Source organism: Halobacteriovorax sp. ZH5_bin.2, assembly GCF_043196375.1.
GTDB lineage: Bacteria > Bdellovibrionota > Bacteriovoracia > Bacteriovoracales > Bacteriovoracaceae > Halobacteriovorax_A.
Genome location: NZ_JBEBMJ010000005.1, coordinates 254,001 through 269,483, shown reverse-complemented (window position 1 = coordinate 269,483; position 15,483 = coordinate 254,001). Strand labels below are relative to the sequence as shown.

General features: G+C 36.0%; 19 protein-coding genes and 1 rRNA gene. 16 read left to right on the top strand and 4 right to left on the bottom strand.

Annotation, left to right across the window (positions count from 1 at the left end; genetic code table 11):
* Position 1 precedes the first annotated feature (1 nt).
* A 5S ribosomal RNA gene (gene rrf / locus ABMA76_RS13955) occupies positions 2-118 on the top strand.
* 120 nt (positions 119-238) lie between these two features.
* Here the strand turns inward: rrf and ABMA76_RS13950 are convergent.
* Positions 239-1,249 carry a glycosyltransferase family 9 protein gene (locus tag ABMA76_RS13950; RefSeq protein WP_392912038.1) on the bottom strand — a complete coding sequence of 337 codons (1,011 nt, stop codon included), beginning with the start codon at positions 1,247-1,249 and terminating at the stop codon, positions 239-241.
* An 80-nt stretch (positions 1,250-1,329) separates the two neighbouring features.
* Positions 1,330-2,367, bottom strand: coding sequence for a porin (locus ABMA76_RS13945; protein ID WP_392912036.1), 1,038 nt, complete (start codon positions 2,365-2,367; stop codon positions 1,330-1,332).
* Positions 2,368-2,488: 121 nt separating this feature from the next.
* On the opposite strand from ABMA76_RS13945, the gene rimM reads away from it, so the two are divergent.
* The 7 genes from rimM to ABMA76_RS13910 all read left to right on the top strand — a co-directional run bounded on the left by rimM (position 2,489) and on the right by ABMA76_RS13910 (position 6,280).
* Entirely contained in the window at positions 2,489-3,022 is a 534-nt protein-coding gene (gene rimM, locus ABMA76_RS13940; protein ID WP_392860237.1) for a ribosome maturation factor RimM, read from the top strand.
* Positions 3,022-3,744, top strand: a complete 723-nt coding sequence (trmD, locus tag ABMA76_RS13935; protein WP_392912034.1) for a tRNA (guanosine(37)-N1)-methyltransferase TrmD — start codon at positions 3,022-3,024, stop codon at positions 3,742-3,744. Before rimM ends, trmD begins: the two co-directional genes overlap by 1 nt.
* A gap of 14 nt (positions 3,745-3,758) precedes the next feature.
* Complete coding sequence (locus ABMA76_RS13930; RefSeq protein WP_392912032.1) at positions 3,759-4,340, top strand: RNA methyltransferase; 582 nt, start codon at positions 3,759-3,761, stop codon at positions 4,338-4,340.
* Between the two features lie 67 nt (positions 4,341-4,407).
* A complete protein-coding gene (rplS, locus tag ABMA76_RS13925; RefSeq protein WP_392860242.1) occupies positions 4,408-4,770 on the top strand; it encodes a 50S ribosomal protein L19 in 363 nt (120 codons plus the stop codon).
* A gap of 61 nt (positions 4,771-4,831) precedes the next feature.
* Entirely contained in the window at positions 4,832-5,494 is a 663-nt protein-coding gene (locus ABMA76_RS13920) for a ribonuclease HII (RefSeq protein WP_392912030.1), read from the top strand.
* The gene (locus ABMA76_RS13915; RefSeq protein ID WP_392912028.1) at positions 5,472-5,759 is read left to right on the top strand and encodes a hypothetical protein; all 288 of its coding nucleotides are present in this window, start codon (positions 5,472-5,474) and stop codon (positions 5,757-5,759) included. Before ABMA76_RS13920 ends, ABMA76_RS13915 begins: the two co-directional genes overlap by 23 nt.
* Positions 5,760-5,806: 47 nt before the next feature.
* Positions 5,807-6,280 (top strand): hypothetical protein, encoded by a 474-nt coding sequence (locus ABMA76_RS13910; protein ID WP_392912026.1) that lies wholly within the window; start codon positions 5,807-5,809, stop codon positions 6,278-6,280.
* Here the strand turns inward: ABMA76_RS13910 and ABMA76_RS13905 are convergent.
* Positions 6,271-6,654 (bottom strand): STAS domain-containing protein, encoded by a 384-nt coding sequence (locus tag ABMA76_RS13905; RefSeq protein WP_021267371.1) that lies wholly within the window; start codon positions 6,652-6,654, stop codon positions 6,271-6,273. The genes ABMA76_RS13910 and ABMA76_RS13905 overlap by 10 nt on opposite strands.
* 131 nt (positions 6,655-6,785) lie before the next feature.
* Between ABMA76_RS13905 and rsmI the strand changes: the two genes are divergently transcribed.
* The 8 genes from rsmI (at position 6,786) to ABMA76_RS13865 (ending at position 14,907) form a co-directional block, all read left to right on the top strand.
* Positions 6,786-7,604: a 16S rRNA (cytidine(1402)-2'-O)-methyltransferase gene (rsmI, locus tag ABMA76_RS13900; RefSeq protein WP_392912024.1), complete on the top strand. Its 819-nt coding sequence runs from the start codon at positions 6,786-6,788 to the stop codon at positions 7,602-7,604.
* A 73-nt stretch (positions 7,605-7,677) separates the two neighbouring features.
* Positions 7,678-8,445, top strand: coding sequence for an MBL fold metallo-hydrolase (locus ABMA76_RS13895; protein WP_392912022.1), 768 nt, complete (start codon positions 7,678-7,680; stop codon positions 8,443-8,445).
* Positions 8,446-8,491: 46 nt separating this feature from the next.
* Positions 8,492-9,763, top strand: coding sequence for a hypothetical protein (locus tag ABMA76_RS13890; RefSeq protein ID WP_392912020.1), 1,272 nt, complete (start codon positions 8,492-8,494; stop codon positions 9,761-9,763).
* The gene (locus ABMA76_RS13885) at positions 9,699-12,110 is read left to right on the top strand and encodes an LPS-assembly protein LptD (protein WP_392912018.1); all 2,412 of its coding nucleotides are present in this window, start codon (positions 9,699-9,701) and stop codon (positions 12,108-12,110) included. The genes ABMA76_RS13890 and ABMA76_RS13885 overlap by 65 nt, the downstream gene beginning before the upstream one ends.
* The gene (locus ABMA76_RS13880; RefSeq protein WP_392912016.1) at positions 12,107-12,739 is read left to right on the top strand and encodes an aminodeoxychorismate/anthranilate synthase component II; all 633 of its coding nucleotides are present in this window, start codon (positions 12,107-12,109) and stop codon (positions 12,737-12,739) included. Before ABMA76_RS13885 ends, ABMA76_RS13880 begins: the two co-directional genes overlap by 4 nt.
* A gap of 10 nt (positions 12,740-12,749) precedes the next feature.
* A complete protein-coding gene (locus tag ABMA76_RS13875) occupies positions 12,750-13,415 on the top strand; it encodes a hypothetical protein (protein ID WP_392912014.1) in 666 nt (221 codons plus the stop codon).
* 24 nt (positions 13,416-13,439) lie between these two features.
* A complete protein-coding gene (gene surE / locus ABMA76_RS13870; RefSeq protein WP_392989082.1) occupies positions 13,440-14,198 on the top strand; it encodes a 5'/3'-nucleotidase SurE in 759 nt (252 codons plus the stop codon).
* A 55-nt stretch (positions 14,199-14,253) separates the two neighbouring features.
* Positions 14,254-14,907, top strand: a complete 654-nt coding sequence (locus ABMA76_RS13865) for a M23 family metallopeptidase (RefSeq protein ID WP_392912010.1) — start codon at positions 14,254-14,256, stop codon at positions 14,905-14,907.
* Here ABMA76_RS13865 and ABMA76_RS13860 read toward each other — a convergent pair.
* Positions 14,884-15,477, bottom strand: a complete 594-nt coding sequence (locus ABMA76_RS13860; RefSeq protein ID WP_392912008.1) for an exonuclease domain-containing protein — start codon at positions 15,475-15,477, stop codon at positions 14,884-14,886. The two genes, ABMA76_RS13865 and ABMA76_RS13860, sit on opposite strands and share 24 nt — an antisense overlap.
* Positions 15,478-15,483 lie beyond the last annotated feature (6 nt).

Here is a 15,483-nt window from a genome sequence, read left to right as displayed (position 1 = left end):
TTGGTGTGTCGATAGCGGCGGGGAAACACCTGATACCATCCCGAACTCAGCAGTTAAGCCCGCTTGCGCCGAAGGTAGTGCCAGGGTAACTTGGTGTGAGACTAGGAAGATGCACCTTCTATATAAAAAGCCAGGTCAATGATCTGGCTTTTTTTTTGCCTTTTTTTAAGATTAAATTAAATATGACATTGTCGATCCTTACTTTAAGGATTACTCGTTTCTTTTTATTTTGTATGAACTACAGGATAGAAGAAACTTTATCGAAGACTTCTTCAACGCTTATTAAGTTCATCATATCATCTTCTTTTACACGAAAGCGCCATGGAACTTCATTTGGAGACTTGTGGAAGTACTTTTCTAGAGCTCTAGGATAGGCATTTACACAATTATCTATTTGTCCGAATGGTCCAGTATATTCTGGAGGAACCGCCGTATAGAGACCTATTACTGGCCTGTTTAAAGCAGCTGCCATGTGGGCAGGGCCTGAGTCTGGTGCGATAACCATTTTTGATTTTAAAAATACATTCTTTAGTTCATTTAAAGATGTTTTTCCGCAAAGGTTAATTATGTTAGCTTTTGACTCTTTTTCAATGGAATCGCAAATATCCTTATCGCTTGGAATACCTGTAAGAACGATAGGAAGCTTTAAGTTTTCTTCAATTTGATTTGTTAACTCGATATAGCTTTTTGTAGGCCATGTTCTCTGAAGAGAAGATGCCTTCGGGTGGATAACGATAAACTTTTCTGAAGGAAGCTGTGAAACTTCTTCTTTTTTATAAGGAAGGTTAAACTCAATTTCTTTTGAATCGATACCTAAATAATCACTGAATCCAAGAAAAGCATTAACAGAGTGCTCTTTTTTGAAAGGGATTGATTCAGAGGTGAAGACTTTTTGGAGGTCACGTCCTCTTTTTGAGTCAAAACCAATCTTTCTCTTTGCTTTTATAAAAGGATAGATAAAGTTAATTCTTAAGTTTGCCTGAGTACAAAGAAGTACATCAAAATTATAAGGAGCAAATACTCTCTTTAATTTGAAGTAATCCTTTAACTTCTTTGGCTTGTCTATTTTTATAAGTTCAATATCTTCAATGCCTTCTATTAGGGGAGCAAAGGTATTGCTTGTAATATAGTAGATTTTAGCATTTGGGTAAGCTTTACGAATACGATTGAGCATTGGCAGGGTCCAAATGATATCCCCGAGGGCCGAAGTTCGCATGATGGCAATTGAGTTAATTTGATCAGATTTCATATGGTTATTATAGTGATATTTTTTGAAAAAGAAAGGCCCACTTTTTAGCGGGCCTTAAAGTATTTAACTAATTTGAAAAATTAGAATTTTAATTGAACACCAGCTGCTGCCATTGATGCATCATTCTGAGTCGCACCAGCATCAACTTCGTATGTTAGGTAAGTGATATTGAAGTCAATATTCTTATTAAACATATATCTGTAGTGAGCTGCAATTTGAGTGTAGTCATTATTAAGATCTTTCTCGTCACGGTTTTGGTATGTTACTGTGAAAACATTTTTGTTTAGCATATAAGTGATACCAGCAAGAATACGATCGATTTCGTTATCAGCTGCAGTTGTATCATTATTCTCAATACTATAACCAAGGTTGATTTTGAAGCTTCCCATTCCAAGGTTTACACCTGCTAGTGTATAGTTACTATCTTCAGTTGCAGCACTTGCCCATTGGTCATAACCAGCGTAAAGGTCTAGATCAACCTTATCCATCTTTCTTTGGTATCTTAAAAGACCTGAGTAGTGAGTATCACCGTAGTTACCAGTTGGAGTGTTGTCATTACCATTTCCACGATCAGTTGAAAGAGCTATTGTAAGACCACCCATGCTTGGTGTTTCATATGAGAACATATCTGTTCTTGCACGGTATCTGAACCCTAGTCCACCAGATACAGCACCATCAATTCTTGCACTTGTATCAGAACCTGCCATTGAAGCTACTGTTGAGCTAAGTGGATCAGACTTAAGCATTACATAATCAAGTGGAGTATATGTTTGCCCCATTTTGAAAGTACCAAATGAAGTCTTCGCTCCAATTGCTGCTTGTCTCATTCTGATTCTGTAGTCATTACCAGCATTTCCCTTAGTTGAGTTAAGACCCATTTCTAGTACGTAAGTACCTTCAATTCCTTCAACTCCCCATTTTCCTTTAGCTCCAAGTCTAGACTCAGAAGAGTCAACGTCAACAAAACCTGAAAAAGAAGTTCTGTTTGAGTTTTCGTTGTCAGTGTAAAGTGCAACTCTGTTTAATTTTCCATAAATTGTTGGCGCATCAATTGTTGCTGTCGCCGCGATTGTTGGAATTGCAACTAGAGAAGCTGCAACTGTCATTAGTTTTTTCATAATTCTCTCCATGAATAAATAATCTAATATAAATATTAAAACGATAGCTAATAAGAATGGCAAGTTAAATACCTGAAAAATATAATGATGATTTAATGAAGAGGTCATGGTATAAGGCATCATGAAGAAAAATTTAGAAAATATGGTTTTACTTGGTACAGCAACTAGGCCCCATGGAATTAAGGGAGCGTTTGTATTCAACCTTGAAAATAAGGTTAATAGCGTTCTTGGAAATGGCTCGACGTTTATGGCCATGCCTCTAAGTGGAAGTAAAATTAGTAAAGATGGTGAAGAAAAAGAAATTAAGACAATCTCTTTTGGTAATAAAGTGATCGCTTATTTAAGTGGTGTTGATAATCGCAATATTACTGAAGAGATGCTTCCTTTTGAAATCTATGTGAGTCGTGATATTTTTCCAGATATTGAAGATGAAGACGAGTTCTATATGTCGGATATTGTGGGCCTAGATGTCTATGACTTAGAGAAAGAAGATATTGTTGGCAAAGTTGTGAAGTACTTCGATAATGGTGCTCATATTGTTCTCGTCACAAAAGTTAATGGAAAGCATGTGGATATCCCATTTGTTGATCATTTTGTTAAATTAGTTAATTTAGAAGAGAATCGTGTGGAATGCTATATTCCACATCTAATGTAATGAATAAAGTTTGGGTTTTAACATTATTTCCACAATTTTTCGCTGCTTTCAAAGATAGTGGCGTAATTGGTAAGTTTCTAGGAAATGAAGTTGAGTTTAATACTCTTTATCTTGGAGACTTCTCGCCTAAGAGTTTTAAAGGCGTTGATGGGGCACCGTATGGTGGAGGCCCTGGTATGGTAATTCGCGCTGATGTATTAGAGCGTGGAATTAACCATATCCTAGAGACGCAGTCGCTTGATAAGTCTCAGTTAGAGATAATATATACTTCTCCTCGTGGGGATGTTTTTGATAACGAAGAAGCAAAACAATTGGCCAAAGGCTTTCAACAGAATAATAAGCAATATGTTTTTATCTGTGGCCGCTATGAGGGAATTGATGAGCGCTTCATATCTCAGTATGTAACAAAAGTGATCTCGCTAGGGGACTATGTTCTATCTGGTGGAGAGTTGGCCGTCATGACTATTGTTGATGCCATGATGAGGTTTTTACCAAAAGCTCTTGGTAATGAAGATAGTGCAATTCTTGATTCTTTTGAGGATGGGCTAATTGAAGGACCGGTTTATACGAGACCGGCCGAGTTTAATGGTATGAAGGTTCCTAATGTCTTGTTAGAGGGAAACCATAAATTGATTGATGAATTTAATCATAGTAAAAAATTAGAATACACTAAGAAGTATAGGCCAGATTTATATAAAGCCTATATGAGAAATAAAGATTAAGGATATACTTAAAGATGAAAGATAATATTTATCTAGGACTAGTACACCACCCAATTAAAAATAAAAGAGATGATATTGTTACGACTTCTGTAACTAATCTTGATATTCACGATATTGCTAGAAGCTGTCGTACATTTGGAATTAAGAACTACTTTATTGTGACGCCACTTGAGGCCCAACATAAGTTAGTTAATCGAATCCTTGGGCACTGGGAAGAAGATGATGCTGGTGTTTATAATCCTGATCGTCAGGATGCACTTGCCATTGCGCGCCTAGTAAACTCTGTTGAAGAAGGGATTAATAAAATCAAGGAGATAGAAGGTGTTGAGCCTTTAGTTTGTGTTACTGGAGCAAATTTTGATTCAAATAACGGTGTAGAAACCGACCTGATCAATAATGCGCGCCTTGACAAAAAGCCTATCTTCCTGTTATTTGGTACAGGATGGGGTCTTCACGCACAAGTACTCGAACGGGCACATTTCGCGCTTGAGCCAATTTTTGGTGGAAGTGCAGATGGATATAATCACTTGTCTGTTCGCTCGGCAGTTGCCATCTATTTAGATCGACTGAATAGCGCCTCTGAGACTTTGAAATAGAATTTGCTTAAGAACAACACTGTGTTGGTCCTCTGAGAAGTTCAAAACGTTATTGTAGGAGTTCGTAATGAATTTAGTAGACGTTGTAAATGAAAATTACAAGAACGCAAATGTAGAGTCTTTCCCAACTTTCAAAACTGGGGATACTGTTGCTGTTCACGCAAGAATCACTGAAGGTCAGAAATCTCGTATTCAGATTTTCCAAGGTGTAGTTATTGCAATGAAAGAAGAAGGTAAACTATCTGGTCACTTCAGAGTTAGAAAAGTTTCTTCTGGAATTGGTGTTGAAAGGGTATTCCCATTCCATTCACCAAACGTAGAAAAGATTGAGATCGTTCAAAGAGGTAAATCTAGAAGATCTAAGCTTTACTACCTAAGAGATCGTTCAGGTAAATCTGCACGTATCGCAATTGACTACGATAGAAAGTAATTTAAAAAACTATTTAAGTCATAAAGAGGCCCGCTTTATAGTGGGCCTTCTTTTTTAAGCTATGTTTGAAAATCAATTTATTACAGATCATAAATTTATCTTAGCAACTGATGAAGTTGGCAGAGGCCCTCTTGCTGGACCTGTTGTTACATGTGCAGTTAAGGTATCGATAGCTAACTTAGATACTCTAATTGAAACACTTAAGTCAGTTGGAGTAACAGACTCTAAGAAGTTAACACTCAAGAAGATGGAGAGTATCCTTGATCAATTAGGTGTTCAAAAGTTTTTGAAAAAAAATGAACATGAATTATTTGAATATAGTGTTGAGAAAGTTACTCCTAAGAAAATTGATGAACTTAATATTTTTCAGGCAAGCTTACTAGGGATGAAAAAAAGCTGCCACAGTCTTCTTTGTGATTCAAAATCTGTAGTTCTAGTAGATGGGAAGTTTCCATTTTCATCTAAGAGAATTAAAGAGATTCACCCAATCATTAAAGGTGACTCAAAGTCGTCACTAATAGGTCTGGCGTCAATCATTGCGAAAGTATGTCGTGATCACATTATGATTAAAGAAGCTAAGAAGTATCCTCATTACGGATTTGAAAAAAATGCTGGATATCCTACCGCCGTCCATCGCAATGCCATTCAAGAATATGGTATTACCCCGATTCATCGTAAATCATTTAAAGGGGTAAAAGAATTTGTCACGCAAGAAAATTGTTAAAGGTATCTCATTAGAGATTGAAAAGTCTCGCATTGTTCACGGCGAATCTGTTCCTCTTTTGATTTGTCCTACGATGCTGCGTCGTCTGGGATGTGGCCAAGTCGATATTGCTGGGATCTATAAGTATAATGGAGAGTTTTTAATTAGGCTTTTTGAAGTAAAGTCCAGTGGCTTCATGACTAATACTCAGAAGCAAAGATTGTTAAATAGCGCTCATTTTATCTCTTCATACTTTGAAATATCGTGCACAGTGTCGCTAGTTTGAACAACATTTACCTTGCATCGAACGAGGCCTTCTTTTACAATTTTCATATGGTTAAAAAATTATTCTTAATTACTCTTTTTATTTCAACAACTTTTACTAGCTTTCAAGCTAAAGCAGACATGGATCCTCGTGTGAAAATTGTCGCATTAAATGCAGGATATGGAACTGTTGGTGGGGCGCTTCTTGGAACTGCTGCAATGGCATTCGGTTCTTCTGGCCGCTCTGTTGCGATTGGTGCATCTCTTGGACTTTATGCTGGCTTAATCTTTGGTGGTTATATTGTTGGAAGTCATGAGTATAGAAAGAATAATCGTATGCAACCAAGTCAGGAAAATTACTACTACCCTGATACGAATGATAGTCCTTATCAGGATTCTCGCTTCCAAGGCGGTGGTGGTTACAATTATCAAGGCTCAATTAATCAAGATGGCTTCTCTTTAGAAGGCCCGGCCGAAATTGGTTTTAAACAAGAACGCCCAGGCCAAGATTTTTATGTGAATCTTTTAAATTATCAGTTCTGAAAAGTACGCTTCTTCTGACCATAAAATTGTGAAAGTTCAGTATCGTCAGTTTCGAATTCGTTAATTAGGATTTCCATTGCATCAAAATTGTAGATTTTAAATACTTTTAAAAACTCTGGCGCAACATTTGAAAGTCTAACTTGGTCACGTCTTTTATTTAAGGCCTTAATTGTATCTACAAATACACCTATTCCAGACGAGCCAACAAAATTAAGGGCCGTTAGGTCAAGAGTGATTAATGAAGTAGGGTGAGTGTTAGTGATTGTTGCTAACTCCTGCTTAAGAGGAATGATATTTTCATAATCCATTCCACCTTCGATATGAACAGTGATATTTCCTGTTGAATCTGTACGTACTCTTGCTTGCATTGTCATTTAAACTCCTTCTTCTACAAAATAACAGCATCTAATAATTATTGTAACGCATGGCGCATTAAGATTTTAGATGGAAGTTATTTCTTATGTAAGTTATAAATAAAGAGAATCATTAAAAATTAGGATTGAGTTTGAGACTAACACTTGTAACAACACCAATAGGAAACCTTGGAGACATAACCGAGAATATGCGTCAGGCATTTAGAGATTGTGATCTTGTTCTTGCTGAAGATACTCGTGTTTTTCGCTCTCTTTTATCAAAATTGGAGATAGAGCGTTCAGATTTGAAAGTTGTCTCATTCAATGATCACTCTCAAGATAATCTTCCATACTTTCTTGGATTAATTAAAACTGCACAGATGCCAATTCTTGTTTCAGATGCAGGTAGTCCGATTATCTCTGATCCTGGACATATTCTAGTGAAAGAGCTTATTAAAGAAGGTGGTGAAGTAACATCGGTTGCAGGACCAAGTGCTGTTACTGTAGCTCTTGAGTTAAGTGGAATGGCCCCAAATCCATTTTGTTTTTATGGATTCCTACCACGAAAAAAAGGTGAGATTTCAACAAAGTTTCAGCAAGCTTACCAAGCAAATGTAACGTCTCTCTTTTTTGAATCTCCTCATCGTGTTCATGGTACTCTCGAGCAGCTGTCGCAAGAGTTTCCTGAGGCACAAGTAAGTGTTTGTCGTGAGTTGACAAAGAAGTTTGAAGAGTGTGTTCGTTTTTGTGCGAAGGACTTTGAAGAAGAAATGGTTAATGCAAAGGGAGAGTTTGTTCTTGTTATTTCTTGGCCTAAGTTAGAAGGGGCAAATACCGCTTCTAGTGAAGAGTTTGAGAAGTTAGCACAAAACTACCTTGGCAAGCAGACGCCAAAAAATCTTGCAAAATTACTGGCAAAAATAACTAATCGAAAGACACAAGATATATATCAAGAGCTTACTTCTAAATAATCCTTTTTTTCCAGTGTCTTATTACTAGTAAAAATTTCTAATCCAAGTTAAAATTAAATAAATTGGAGTTAGAATGATCGTTAAAGTCATTGGAGGCCACGGTGGGGTCTCTCCACAGTGTCGAGCAACATCGTACTTAGTGGATGATAAATTATTAATTGATGCAGGATCAATTGCAACAGGTATAAGTGTAAAAGAACAAACTGAGATAGATAATATTCTTATTTCACATTCTCACCTTGATCATATTTCTGATTTGGCTTTTCTGGCCGATAATTGTTTTGGTTTAAAAGGTAAGCCATTTTATATTTGGACTTCCAACGAAGTACAATCAAATATTCAAAAGCATTTATTAAATGACGAGATTTGGCCGGACTTTACAAAACTGCCAACCGAAAGTGATCCTACTTTAAAGTTTTCAAATATTGAATGTGGAGAAACGAAAAAGATTGGTGAGTATACTGTTCATGCGGTCAAGGTTAATCACTTCGCTGGCTCTCTGGGCTTTATTATTGAAAAGAATGACTGTGCCATTATCTTTACACAGGATACAGGTCCAACAGATGCTATTTGGGAAAAGGCCAAGACAATTAATAATATTAAAGCGATCTTTTCAGAAGTGAGCTTTCCTAATTCATACCTTCAACTAGCGACAGATAGTCGCCACCATACTGCTGAGACAATGGGCCTTGAAATCAAAAAGATGCCTAAGGATATTCCTATTTACTTAGGGCATTTAAAGCCAAATTACTTAGATCAGCTAACGAAAGAAATTGATGCTATTAATGGAGGTGGCCGAATTAATATCCTTGGTTCTGAAAATAAGAGCTATAAGTTTTAAGAGATTTTTATAGTCAATTTTTTTATTTCGTGAGATATCTCTTGCCGTGAAAAATACAGATACTTTCCATTGTCAAAAACTAGAAAACACGTTTCTTACACGTCTAACTCAACTATGTGGCAAGGAGAGTTTTAGACCAAAACTTGATCACATCAGAAACTTTCTTATTCATGATAGACGTGTCATTGAGTCGCGATCTAAGGTTATTATTGTCGGTGGGACAAATGGAAAAGGTGAAACTTGCCATAGCTTAAGCTACCTTTATAAGAGAGCTGGTTTCACGAGCTGTTTGTGGACCTCTCCTCATGTTCTTTCAATCACTGAACGATTTAAATTAAATGAAAATAATATTTCAATTGATGAGTTAACTGCATTACTTAATGAGCATGAAGAAGTTATAAAAGATCTCAAGCTATCTTTTTATGAAGCCTTATTTGTACTTTTTATAAAATTTGCTCTTAAGCATGAAACTGATTTTGTTATACTCGAGGTTGGCCTTGGGGGACGTTTTGATGCAACAAATATTTTTACAAGACCTGTTGCTGCGATAACTTCTATCGGTTTAGATCATACAGAAATTTTGGGTAGCACTTTAAAAGAAATTTTATTTGAGAAATACGGTATAACACGTATGGGTGGAAAGCTGTTTGAAAATGTAGAGCAAACTTTTCTAAAAGATATTTTATCTCAATGGTGTGGACGTGATGATATTGCTTTAGCTTCTGTCACTCAACAAAAGGATTTGCCTTACTTTGAGAAGAATAGACAAATGGCAATAGCTCTCTATCAGGTGTCGACTGGGAAAAAGCTAGATGAAGAAGTTATTTCTAAGATTGAGTGGCCTCTAACGCCTGGACGCTGGGATCGCATGAGTGTTGAAGGTAGAGGTTTTGTTTTTGTTGGAGCCCACAATCAACTAGGACATAAAGAGTTATTAAAAAGTATTTCAGATTGCCAAGGACAAGAGACATATGATGTTCTCATAAGCTTTTCTTCTGGAAGAGAGGCCCAGATAAAATCCACGCTAAAGCTATACGAAACTTACCCTTGTGTTATTAAGTCCATTAATGTTTTAAGCTATGAGCACGAAAGGGCCCTTAGTAAAGAAACACTTCAACAAAACTTAAAGACAGGCACAAAAGTGTATGAATTGCACAATTTTCTCGATACAATATTAAGTACTAATGAGGAAATTGACGCAAAAAAACAATCAAATATCGAATCTCTTAGATCTGGTTCCAACAAAATACTTGTTGTGGGCTCTTATTACTTTATCGCTTGTATGCAAAAGTATCTTCGTTCTAAGTATTCAAGCTAATATCTACGCAGACACTCCAAAGGTTTTGGCCTTTGGTGAAAATGATGAAGTCCAAATTCTTTCTGATAAAGCTTATCGTAAAAGTAGTGATAACTCATATGAGGCACATGGTAATGTTATTATCAAACTTGGAACTGATACGATCTACGGTGAAAAGGCCAGTATCTCTCTAGCGACAAAAGTTGGAAAAATTTGGGGGAATGTACGTTATGCTGGGCCAAAGTTTAATCTCTATGGAACACAAATTTCATACTCTCTACAAAAGGCAGAGTTTTCTGTTAAGAATGCAAAACTAGTTGATGAAAACTTTGTTTTAAGAGGGAAGGAAATCGTTCGCCATGATAGTGGTGTCTTTAAAGCGATTGAAGCTGAGTTTACAACTTGTAAGGATTGTCCTGAGTCTTGGAGTATTCAAGGTCAAGAAGTGACAGTTGTTCCAGATGATTATATTAGCCTAAAGCATGCTTTTGTGAAAATTAATGGTGTAATCATTGTTTATATTCCATATGTTTCACTGCCAATCAGAAAGGTGAGGGAGTCAGGACTCTTATTTCCAACGATCGGCCTTGATTTTGATGAAGGCTTTTATTTCAAGCAGCCAATTTTTTGGGCCATTAATGATAATAGTGACGCTACATTTTCTCCTACTGTTTTTGGAAAGCGTGGAAATGGATTAGCTGTTGAATATAGAAATAATCTTGGTAAATACTCTAATATTGAATTTGATGGAAAAACTGTAAATGATAAAATTTGGCAACCCGGAAAGCTAGATCTTGAGCCTAGTGGAAAAGATGAAATCAGAGGAGCCTACAAGCTTAATTATTTCTATCATCCAAATAATAAGTTATCATTCTGGGCAAACTCTACATACCTAACAGATCTAGATATTCAAAGTGACTATGAAGAGTATTTTGAAAAAAATATCTATATGGGAAGTGAGAAGGGATCACGTCTTTCTACTGACTATATGGGAGACTCTGTTATTGCAAACTTATACTCAAGCTTTATGAGTAATAGTATCTTTAGTGACCCCGAAGGTTTTGATACAGACTATGTTCAAAATACAGCAACCCTTGGTGTAGGTCACAGGCCATTTAATATTTTTAATTCGAAAGGTATTCTATCTAAAATTAACTTTTATCAAAATTTAAAATTTGATTATTTCAAACAAGATGTTGTGAATGAAAACTTATATTATAGAAATATTCAGCGTTTCGATTATAATCCATCTTTAGAATTTGTCTTAAGACCTATTTCACATATTAATATAAAAATGGAATCAGGTCTTGATGCTCAATACTATGTTCTTCCAACTGAAAATACTGAGAAACAGAATGGGTACAAGTATGGGAACTACGTCAATACATCAATGTGGGTAGATATTGAAAAAGTTTACGGCCGCGCTTATATCCAAGAAGAGATCGTTAAGCCTGTTCTTATTGAAGATACAGAGAGAAATTTAATTGCTAAAATTCCTCGCTCAGAAAGTGAAGAGTTAGACGTAAGAAAATTATATCGTTCTTCTTATAAGCATAGTCTTAAGTTTGGTATTAATCACTTTTATTATAATGCTCAAAAATATCGTGGTAACGAAAGACTTGGTGATCAGTTCGCTCTTCTTGAGGATAATGGACGTTTTGATGAAAGAGATATTATTAGAGGTCGAAATAATACTCTTCAAGATGTATCTACTCGAACTGACCTGCCTGAGTCTAATACGATTGAATTAGTATTTAATAATAATATATTGAAGAAAACACCTAGGCCTAATTATCAGATGTTTAAGAACTTCAATTATCAACTTGATAATTATGAATATTCAAAGATTGCGTATTTTAATATCTCACAGGGTCTAATCCTTGAAGATAACGAAGAGGCAGCAACAGATACAGATGATAGATTAACAAGGCTTGCCATCTTAAGTGGACTAAATCTTAACAATTTTTCATTAAACCTCTCGGAGTATTACTTCCATACGGAGAGTAAACATATCACTTCATTAAGTATGAGACACGATTTAAAAAGGTTTCAGTATGAGCTTGGGTTTAATTATGATTCATTTTCTGAAGATCGTCGATACTTTACGATTGATGTGGACTTTGAGTTGAACGACATCTTTTCATTTAGAACAGGTTATTATTACGATTTTGAACTTGAAAGAGTTTATGAGTCCTATCTTGGTACTCGATATAATCCTTTAAATAATTGTTGGGTATTTGATATTGAATATAGGCAAAAAGATGAGTTCGTTAATAATAAGCTAAACCTCGATCAGTCGATTTCGTTAAAAATTCTTATCAATTATAACGCTAAGAATTTTGACTCTGTCTTTGGGGTAACTCTGTGAAGCTAGTCTTTATCGACTTTGAAGATAGTTTTACAAATAATATACTTTCTTACTTTAGTGAATTTGACTTTGAAATCGAAGTTATTAACTTTCGAAAACTTTCGCCTTCAAATATCACTCATTATCTTAAAAATAATCTTGTTGTGCTCGGCCCTGGTCCTGGTCATCCTGATGAGTATTTAAAACTGTTTAAAGATTCGAAGATTGATTTTAAAGCTGAGCTACAAAAAGCAAGACGACTTATCGGTATATGTCTTGGGCACCAAATAATTCTTCACTTGTTTGATGAGTTAAAAGTTGTGAGAAGCTCTAGGCCGATGCATGGCCAAACAGTTGAGATGGAGATAGGAGAGGGCCAAATTTTATTTGATTGTTTTAGTGAAGTTGATAGGGAGGTTCTCTTGGGAGCTAAGCTTCAGCGATATAACTCTTTAACATTACAAATTGATAGTGGATGTTATTACTCGGGTAGCTGGGGAAGTGAAACTCAGTTTGTCTTTGATAAACACAATGAATTATTAATGGCATATAGGCCTAATCACTTTCTAACAATGCAGTTTCATCCAGAGTCTGTAGGGACTTCATGCAATAATATCCTCTTTCAAGCAATGAATAAGTTTTTCATGTAGAATTATTAAGATGAGATTTGTACTTGAAGGTATATACGATAAAAGAGGTTTTAAATTTGCCAATGAAATGGCAAAGGGAGTCTATGGTTTTGACTTTAGGCCAAGAAGCTTTAACTTCATTCAGGGTTATGTCATTGAAGAGCTTTTAAGAGAGTCTCTGCTTAAACTTGAAGATATTGTTGAACTTCACTTTGAAAACGATTCTCCAGTTATTATTGATTTGGTCATTGAACAAGTCTCAAAAATACATCCTAATATTAGAATAAACTACGGCCAAAGTGGACTGCACTCTAAAGAAGAATTGGAGAGGGCCGGTAGACCATTTTCTATTATTTTCGATATTTCAGATTCTCAAGTTTACGAAAAGATACAATCTCACTTATGTCAAAGTGTTGTTTTCTCATATGAAGATATTCATCGTATGGCAGATCAAGGCCAGCTTAATGCTTTTATTGTGAATTTCTATACAAAAGTGATGGCCACTAAGAATGAGAAGTTTGAGATAGGTATTAAGTTAAATTGGGACTCAAACCTTTCAATCGGAATTATTGAGCAACTTGACCCTGACTATCTTAAGTATGAGATTTCATCACAAGTTGAACGATGCTATCGTAATATCGATGTTCCTAAGTTGTCAGAATACTTTGGCGCTACGATAAAGGCCCTTGCTATTTAATAGCTTTTGATGAATAAATAATCTATGAATATTTTACTCTCAAACGATGATGGATACTCTGCTGAAGGAATTCAGTGTCTTTATGAAAGCCTAAAAGATATTGCCAATGTTGCCATTGTTGCTCCAGATAAAGAGCGCTCAGCGACTTCCCAGGCCCTAACTCTTCACGATCCAATTAGAGTCGAAAAAATAAATGACTATACATTTAGTTGTAATGGTTACCCTGCTGATAGCGTTTTAATTGGAATTAATTCTGTTTTAGACTTTAGGCCAGACCTTGTTATTTCAGGAATTAACCATGGTGCTAATCTTGGACAAGATATCTATTATTCAGGAACTGTCGGTGCCGCAAGGCAGGCCGTATTTCAAGGAATTAGGGCCATTGCTGTTTCAACAGTAATGAGATCAAATGATGAGGTCAGACACTTTCAGACGGCCGCTGAGATCGTTAGAAGCTTAGTAAAAGATAAGTCCGATACGCTTTTAGAAATGCCAGAGTGCTCACTTTTAAATATTAATGTACCAAATGTGTCGGCCAATGACGTCGGTGAAATCGTTTGGACAACTCCTCAAATGAGAAGATACAGTGAGGAAGTGTATGAAAGGATAGATCAAATGGGCCGCCAGTATTTTTGGATTGGTGGATCGCCTTTAGAGATCGATCCTGACACTACTTCAGATCACCATGCGATCATGAACGGAAATATTTCGTTTTCTTTCCTAAACCTTTTGAATTTTTCGTCCGATGTATTCCATGAATGGGCGGCAAAAATTTCCAAGTAATTTCTATTAGTTGATTAAATTTGTCCTCATTTAAGATTTAAACGAATGAGGACAAATGAAGAAGTCATTGCTATTTCTTGCGACATTACTGACGATACTTAGTTGTACGACCCTTAAAAATGGCCGCTATATTAAGCTAACAGATAATTATAATGCTGAGAAACTGGCAGATATTTTTAATATTCCACAATGGCAAATTGAAGAATTTAATAAGGGTGCCGCTTTTAAGAAGGGTGATACTATTTTTCTACCTTATAAAAATGGAATTCTTTATAATCGAGTTGAAGGTAGAACAATCTCTTCAATCAATTATCAAAAACTTCGCAAGAGTTCTCGTTTTCTTTGGCCGGTTCCTTCATCTAATCGTGTAACATCTGGCTATGGACATCGTTGGGGGAGACCACATGAAGGGATTGATATTGCAGCTCGCAAGGGAACTTATGTTGTATCAGCTGATGCAGGTGTTGTAGTCTTCAGTGGACGTAAGTCTGGTTACGGGAATATTACTGTTGTTTCACATGTTGGCGGGTTTTTTACTATCTATGCACATAATCATAAAAATTACACAAGAAAAGGCCAAAAGGTTGCTCGTGGCCAGGTGATTGCAGCAGTAGGTAATACTGGTAAGTCAACAGGTGACCACTTACACTTTGAGATTAGACACGACTCTAAGGCCTTTGACCCATTAGAGTTTTTTCACAAGCACTAGATCTAATAACTTAAAGTACATTAGTGCAGTGTTAACTGCGTCTTCAAGTGCTGTATGGGCAACATCTCCCATATTTAAAAACTTCATAAGCTTTGAGCCCGATTCACATTCAGCTGGTATTAATTCCATATCAATTAGGCCGTAAGCAATACATGAGAGGTCGAGTTGGCGGTGTTCAAAGTATTTTCTCATAAAGTCCCAACCAAGGTCTCTAGTCATGAATGGTAGATCTATTGCACTCATGGACTTACCAAATAATGTAACTTTCTTATTTCCAAAATAATCTTTAACTTCTTCAGACTCAAAATAGTTAATAAGTTCTTGCTTGAAACTTTCGAGTGTTAGGCCGTCAGTGTGGGCCTTATCGATTAATTCTTTATTGTGATCAATGACCCATTGATTTAAATTAGGCTTGAGCTCTTCAAAGCTAGGGCACTTTATATAGAAGTGTTTTTTTAGTTCTTTATTTATTGTTTTTGTTTTTGCACAAAAGGGAACCATTGCAAATTCGATGATTAAGTCTTTTTCTTCTAATCCTGTAGCTTCAATATCGAATGATAAATAACGCATAGTTTT

Excerpts from the sequence above, each read along its gene's own strand:
- ABMA76_RS13895 (WP_392912022.1), top strand. The coding sequence starts at position 7,678 with ATGATCGTTAAAGTCATTGGAGGCCACGGTGGGGTCTCTCCACAGTGT.
- ABMA76_RS13945 (WP_392912036.1), bottom strand. The coding sequence starts at position 2,367 with ATGAAAAAACTAATGACAGTTGCAGCTTCTCTAGTTGCAATTCCAACA.
- ABMA76_RS13930 (WP_392912032.1), top strand. The coding sequence starts at position 3,759 with ATGAAAGATAATATTTATCTAGGACTAGTACACCACCCAATTAAAAAT.
- rimM (WP_392860237.1), top strand. The coding sequence starts at position 2,489 with ATGAAGAAAAATTTAGAAAATATGGTTTTACTTGGTACAGCAACTAGG.
- ABMA76_RS13860 (WP_392912008.1), bottom strand. The coding sequence starts at position 15,477 with ATGCGTTATTTATCATTCGATATTGAAGCTACAGGATTAGAAGAAAAA.
- surE (WP_392989082.1), top strand. The coding sequence starts at position 13,440 with ATGAATATTTTACTCTCAAACGATGATGGATACTCTGCTGAAGGAATT.
- ABMA76_RS13875 (WP_392912014.1), top strand. The coding sequence starts at position 12,750 with ATGAGATTTGTACTTGAAGGTATATACGATAAAAGAGGTTTTAAATTT.
- ABMA76_RS13905 (WP_021267371.1), bottom strand. The coding sequence starts at position 6,654 with ATGACAATGCAAGCAAGAGTACGTACAGATTCAACAGGAAATATCACT.
- ABMA76_RS13950 (WP_392912038.1), bottom strand. The coding sequence starts at position 1,249 with ATGAAATCTGATCAAATTAACTCAATTGCCATCATGCGAACTTCGGCC.
- trmD (WP_392912034.1), top strand. The coding sequence starts at position 3,022 with ATGAATAAAGTTTGGGTTTTAACATTATTTCCACAATTTTTCGCTGCT.
- ABMA76_RS13920 (WP_392912030.1), top strand. The coding sequence starts at position 4,832 with ATGTTTGAAAATCAATTTATTACAGATCATAAATTTATCTTAGCAACT.
- ABMA76_RS13865 (WP_392912010.1), top strand. The coding sequence starts at position 14,254 with ATGAAGAAGTCATTGCTATTTCTTGCGACATTACTGACGATACTTAGT.
- rplS (WP_392860242.1), top strand. The coding sequence starts at position 4,408 with ATGAATTTAGTAGACGTTGTAAATGAAAATTACAAGAACGCAAATGTA.
- ABMA76_RS13910 (WP_392912026.1), top strand. The coding sequence starts at position 5,807 with ATGGTTAAAAAATTATTCTTAATTACTCTTTTTATTTCAACAACTTTT.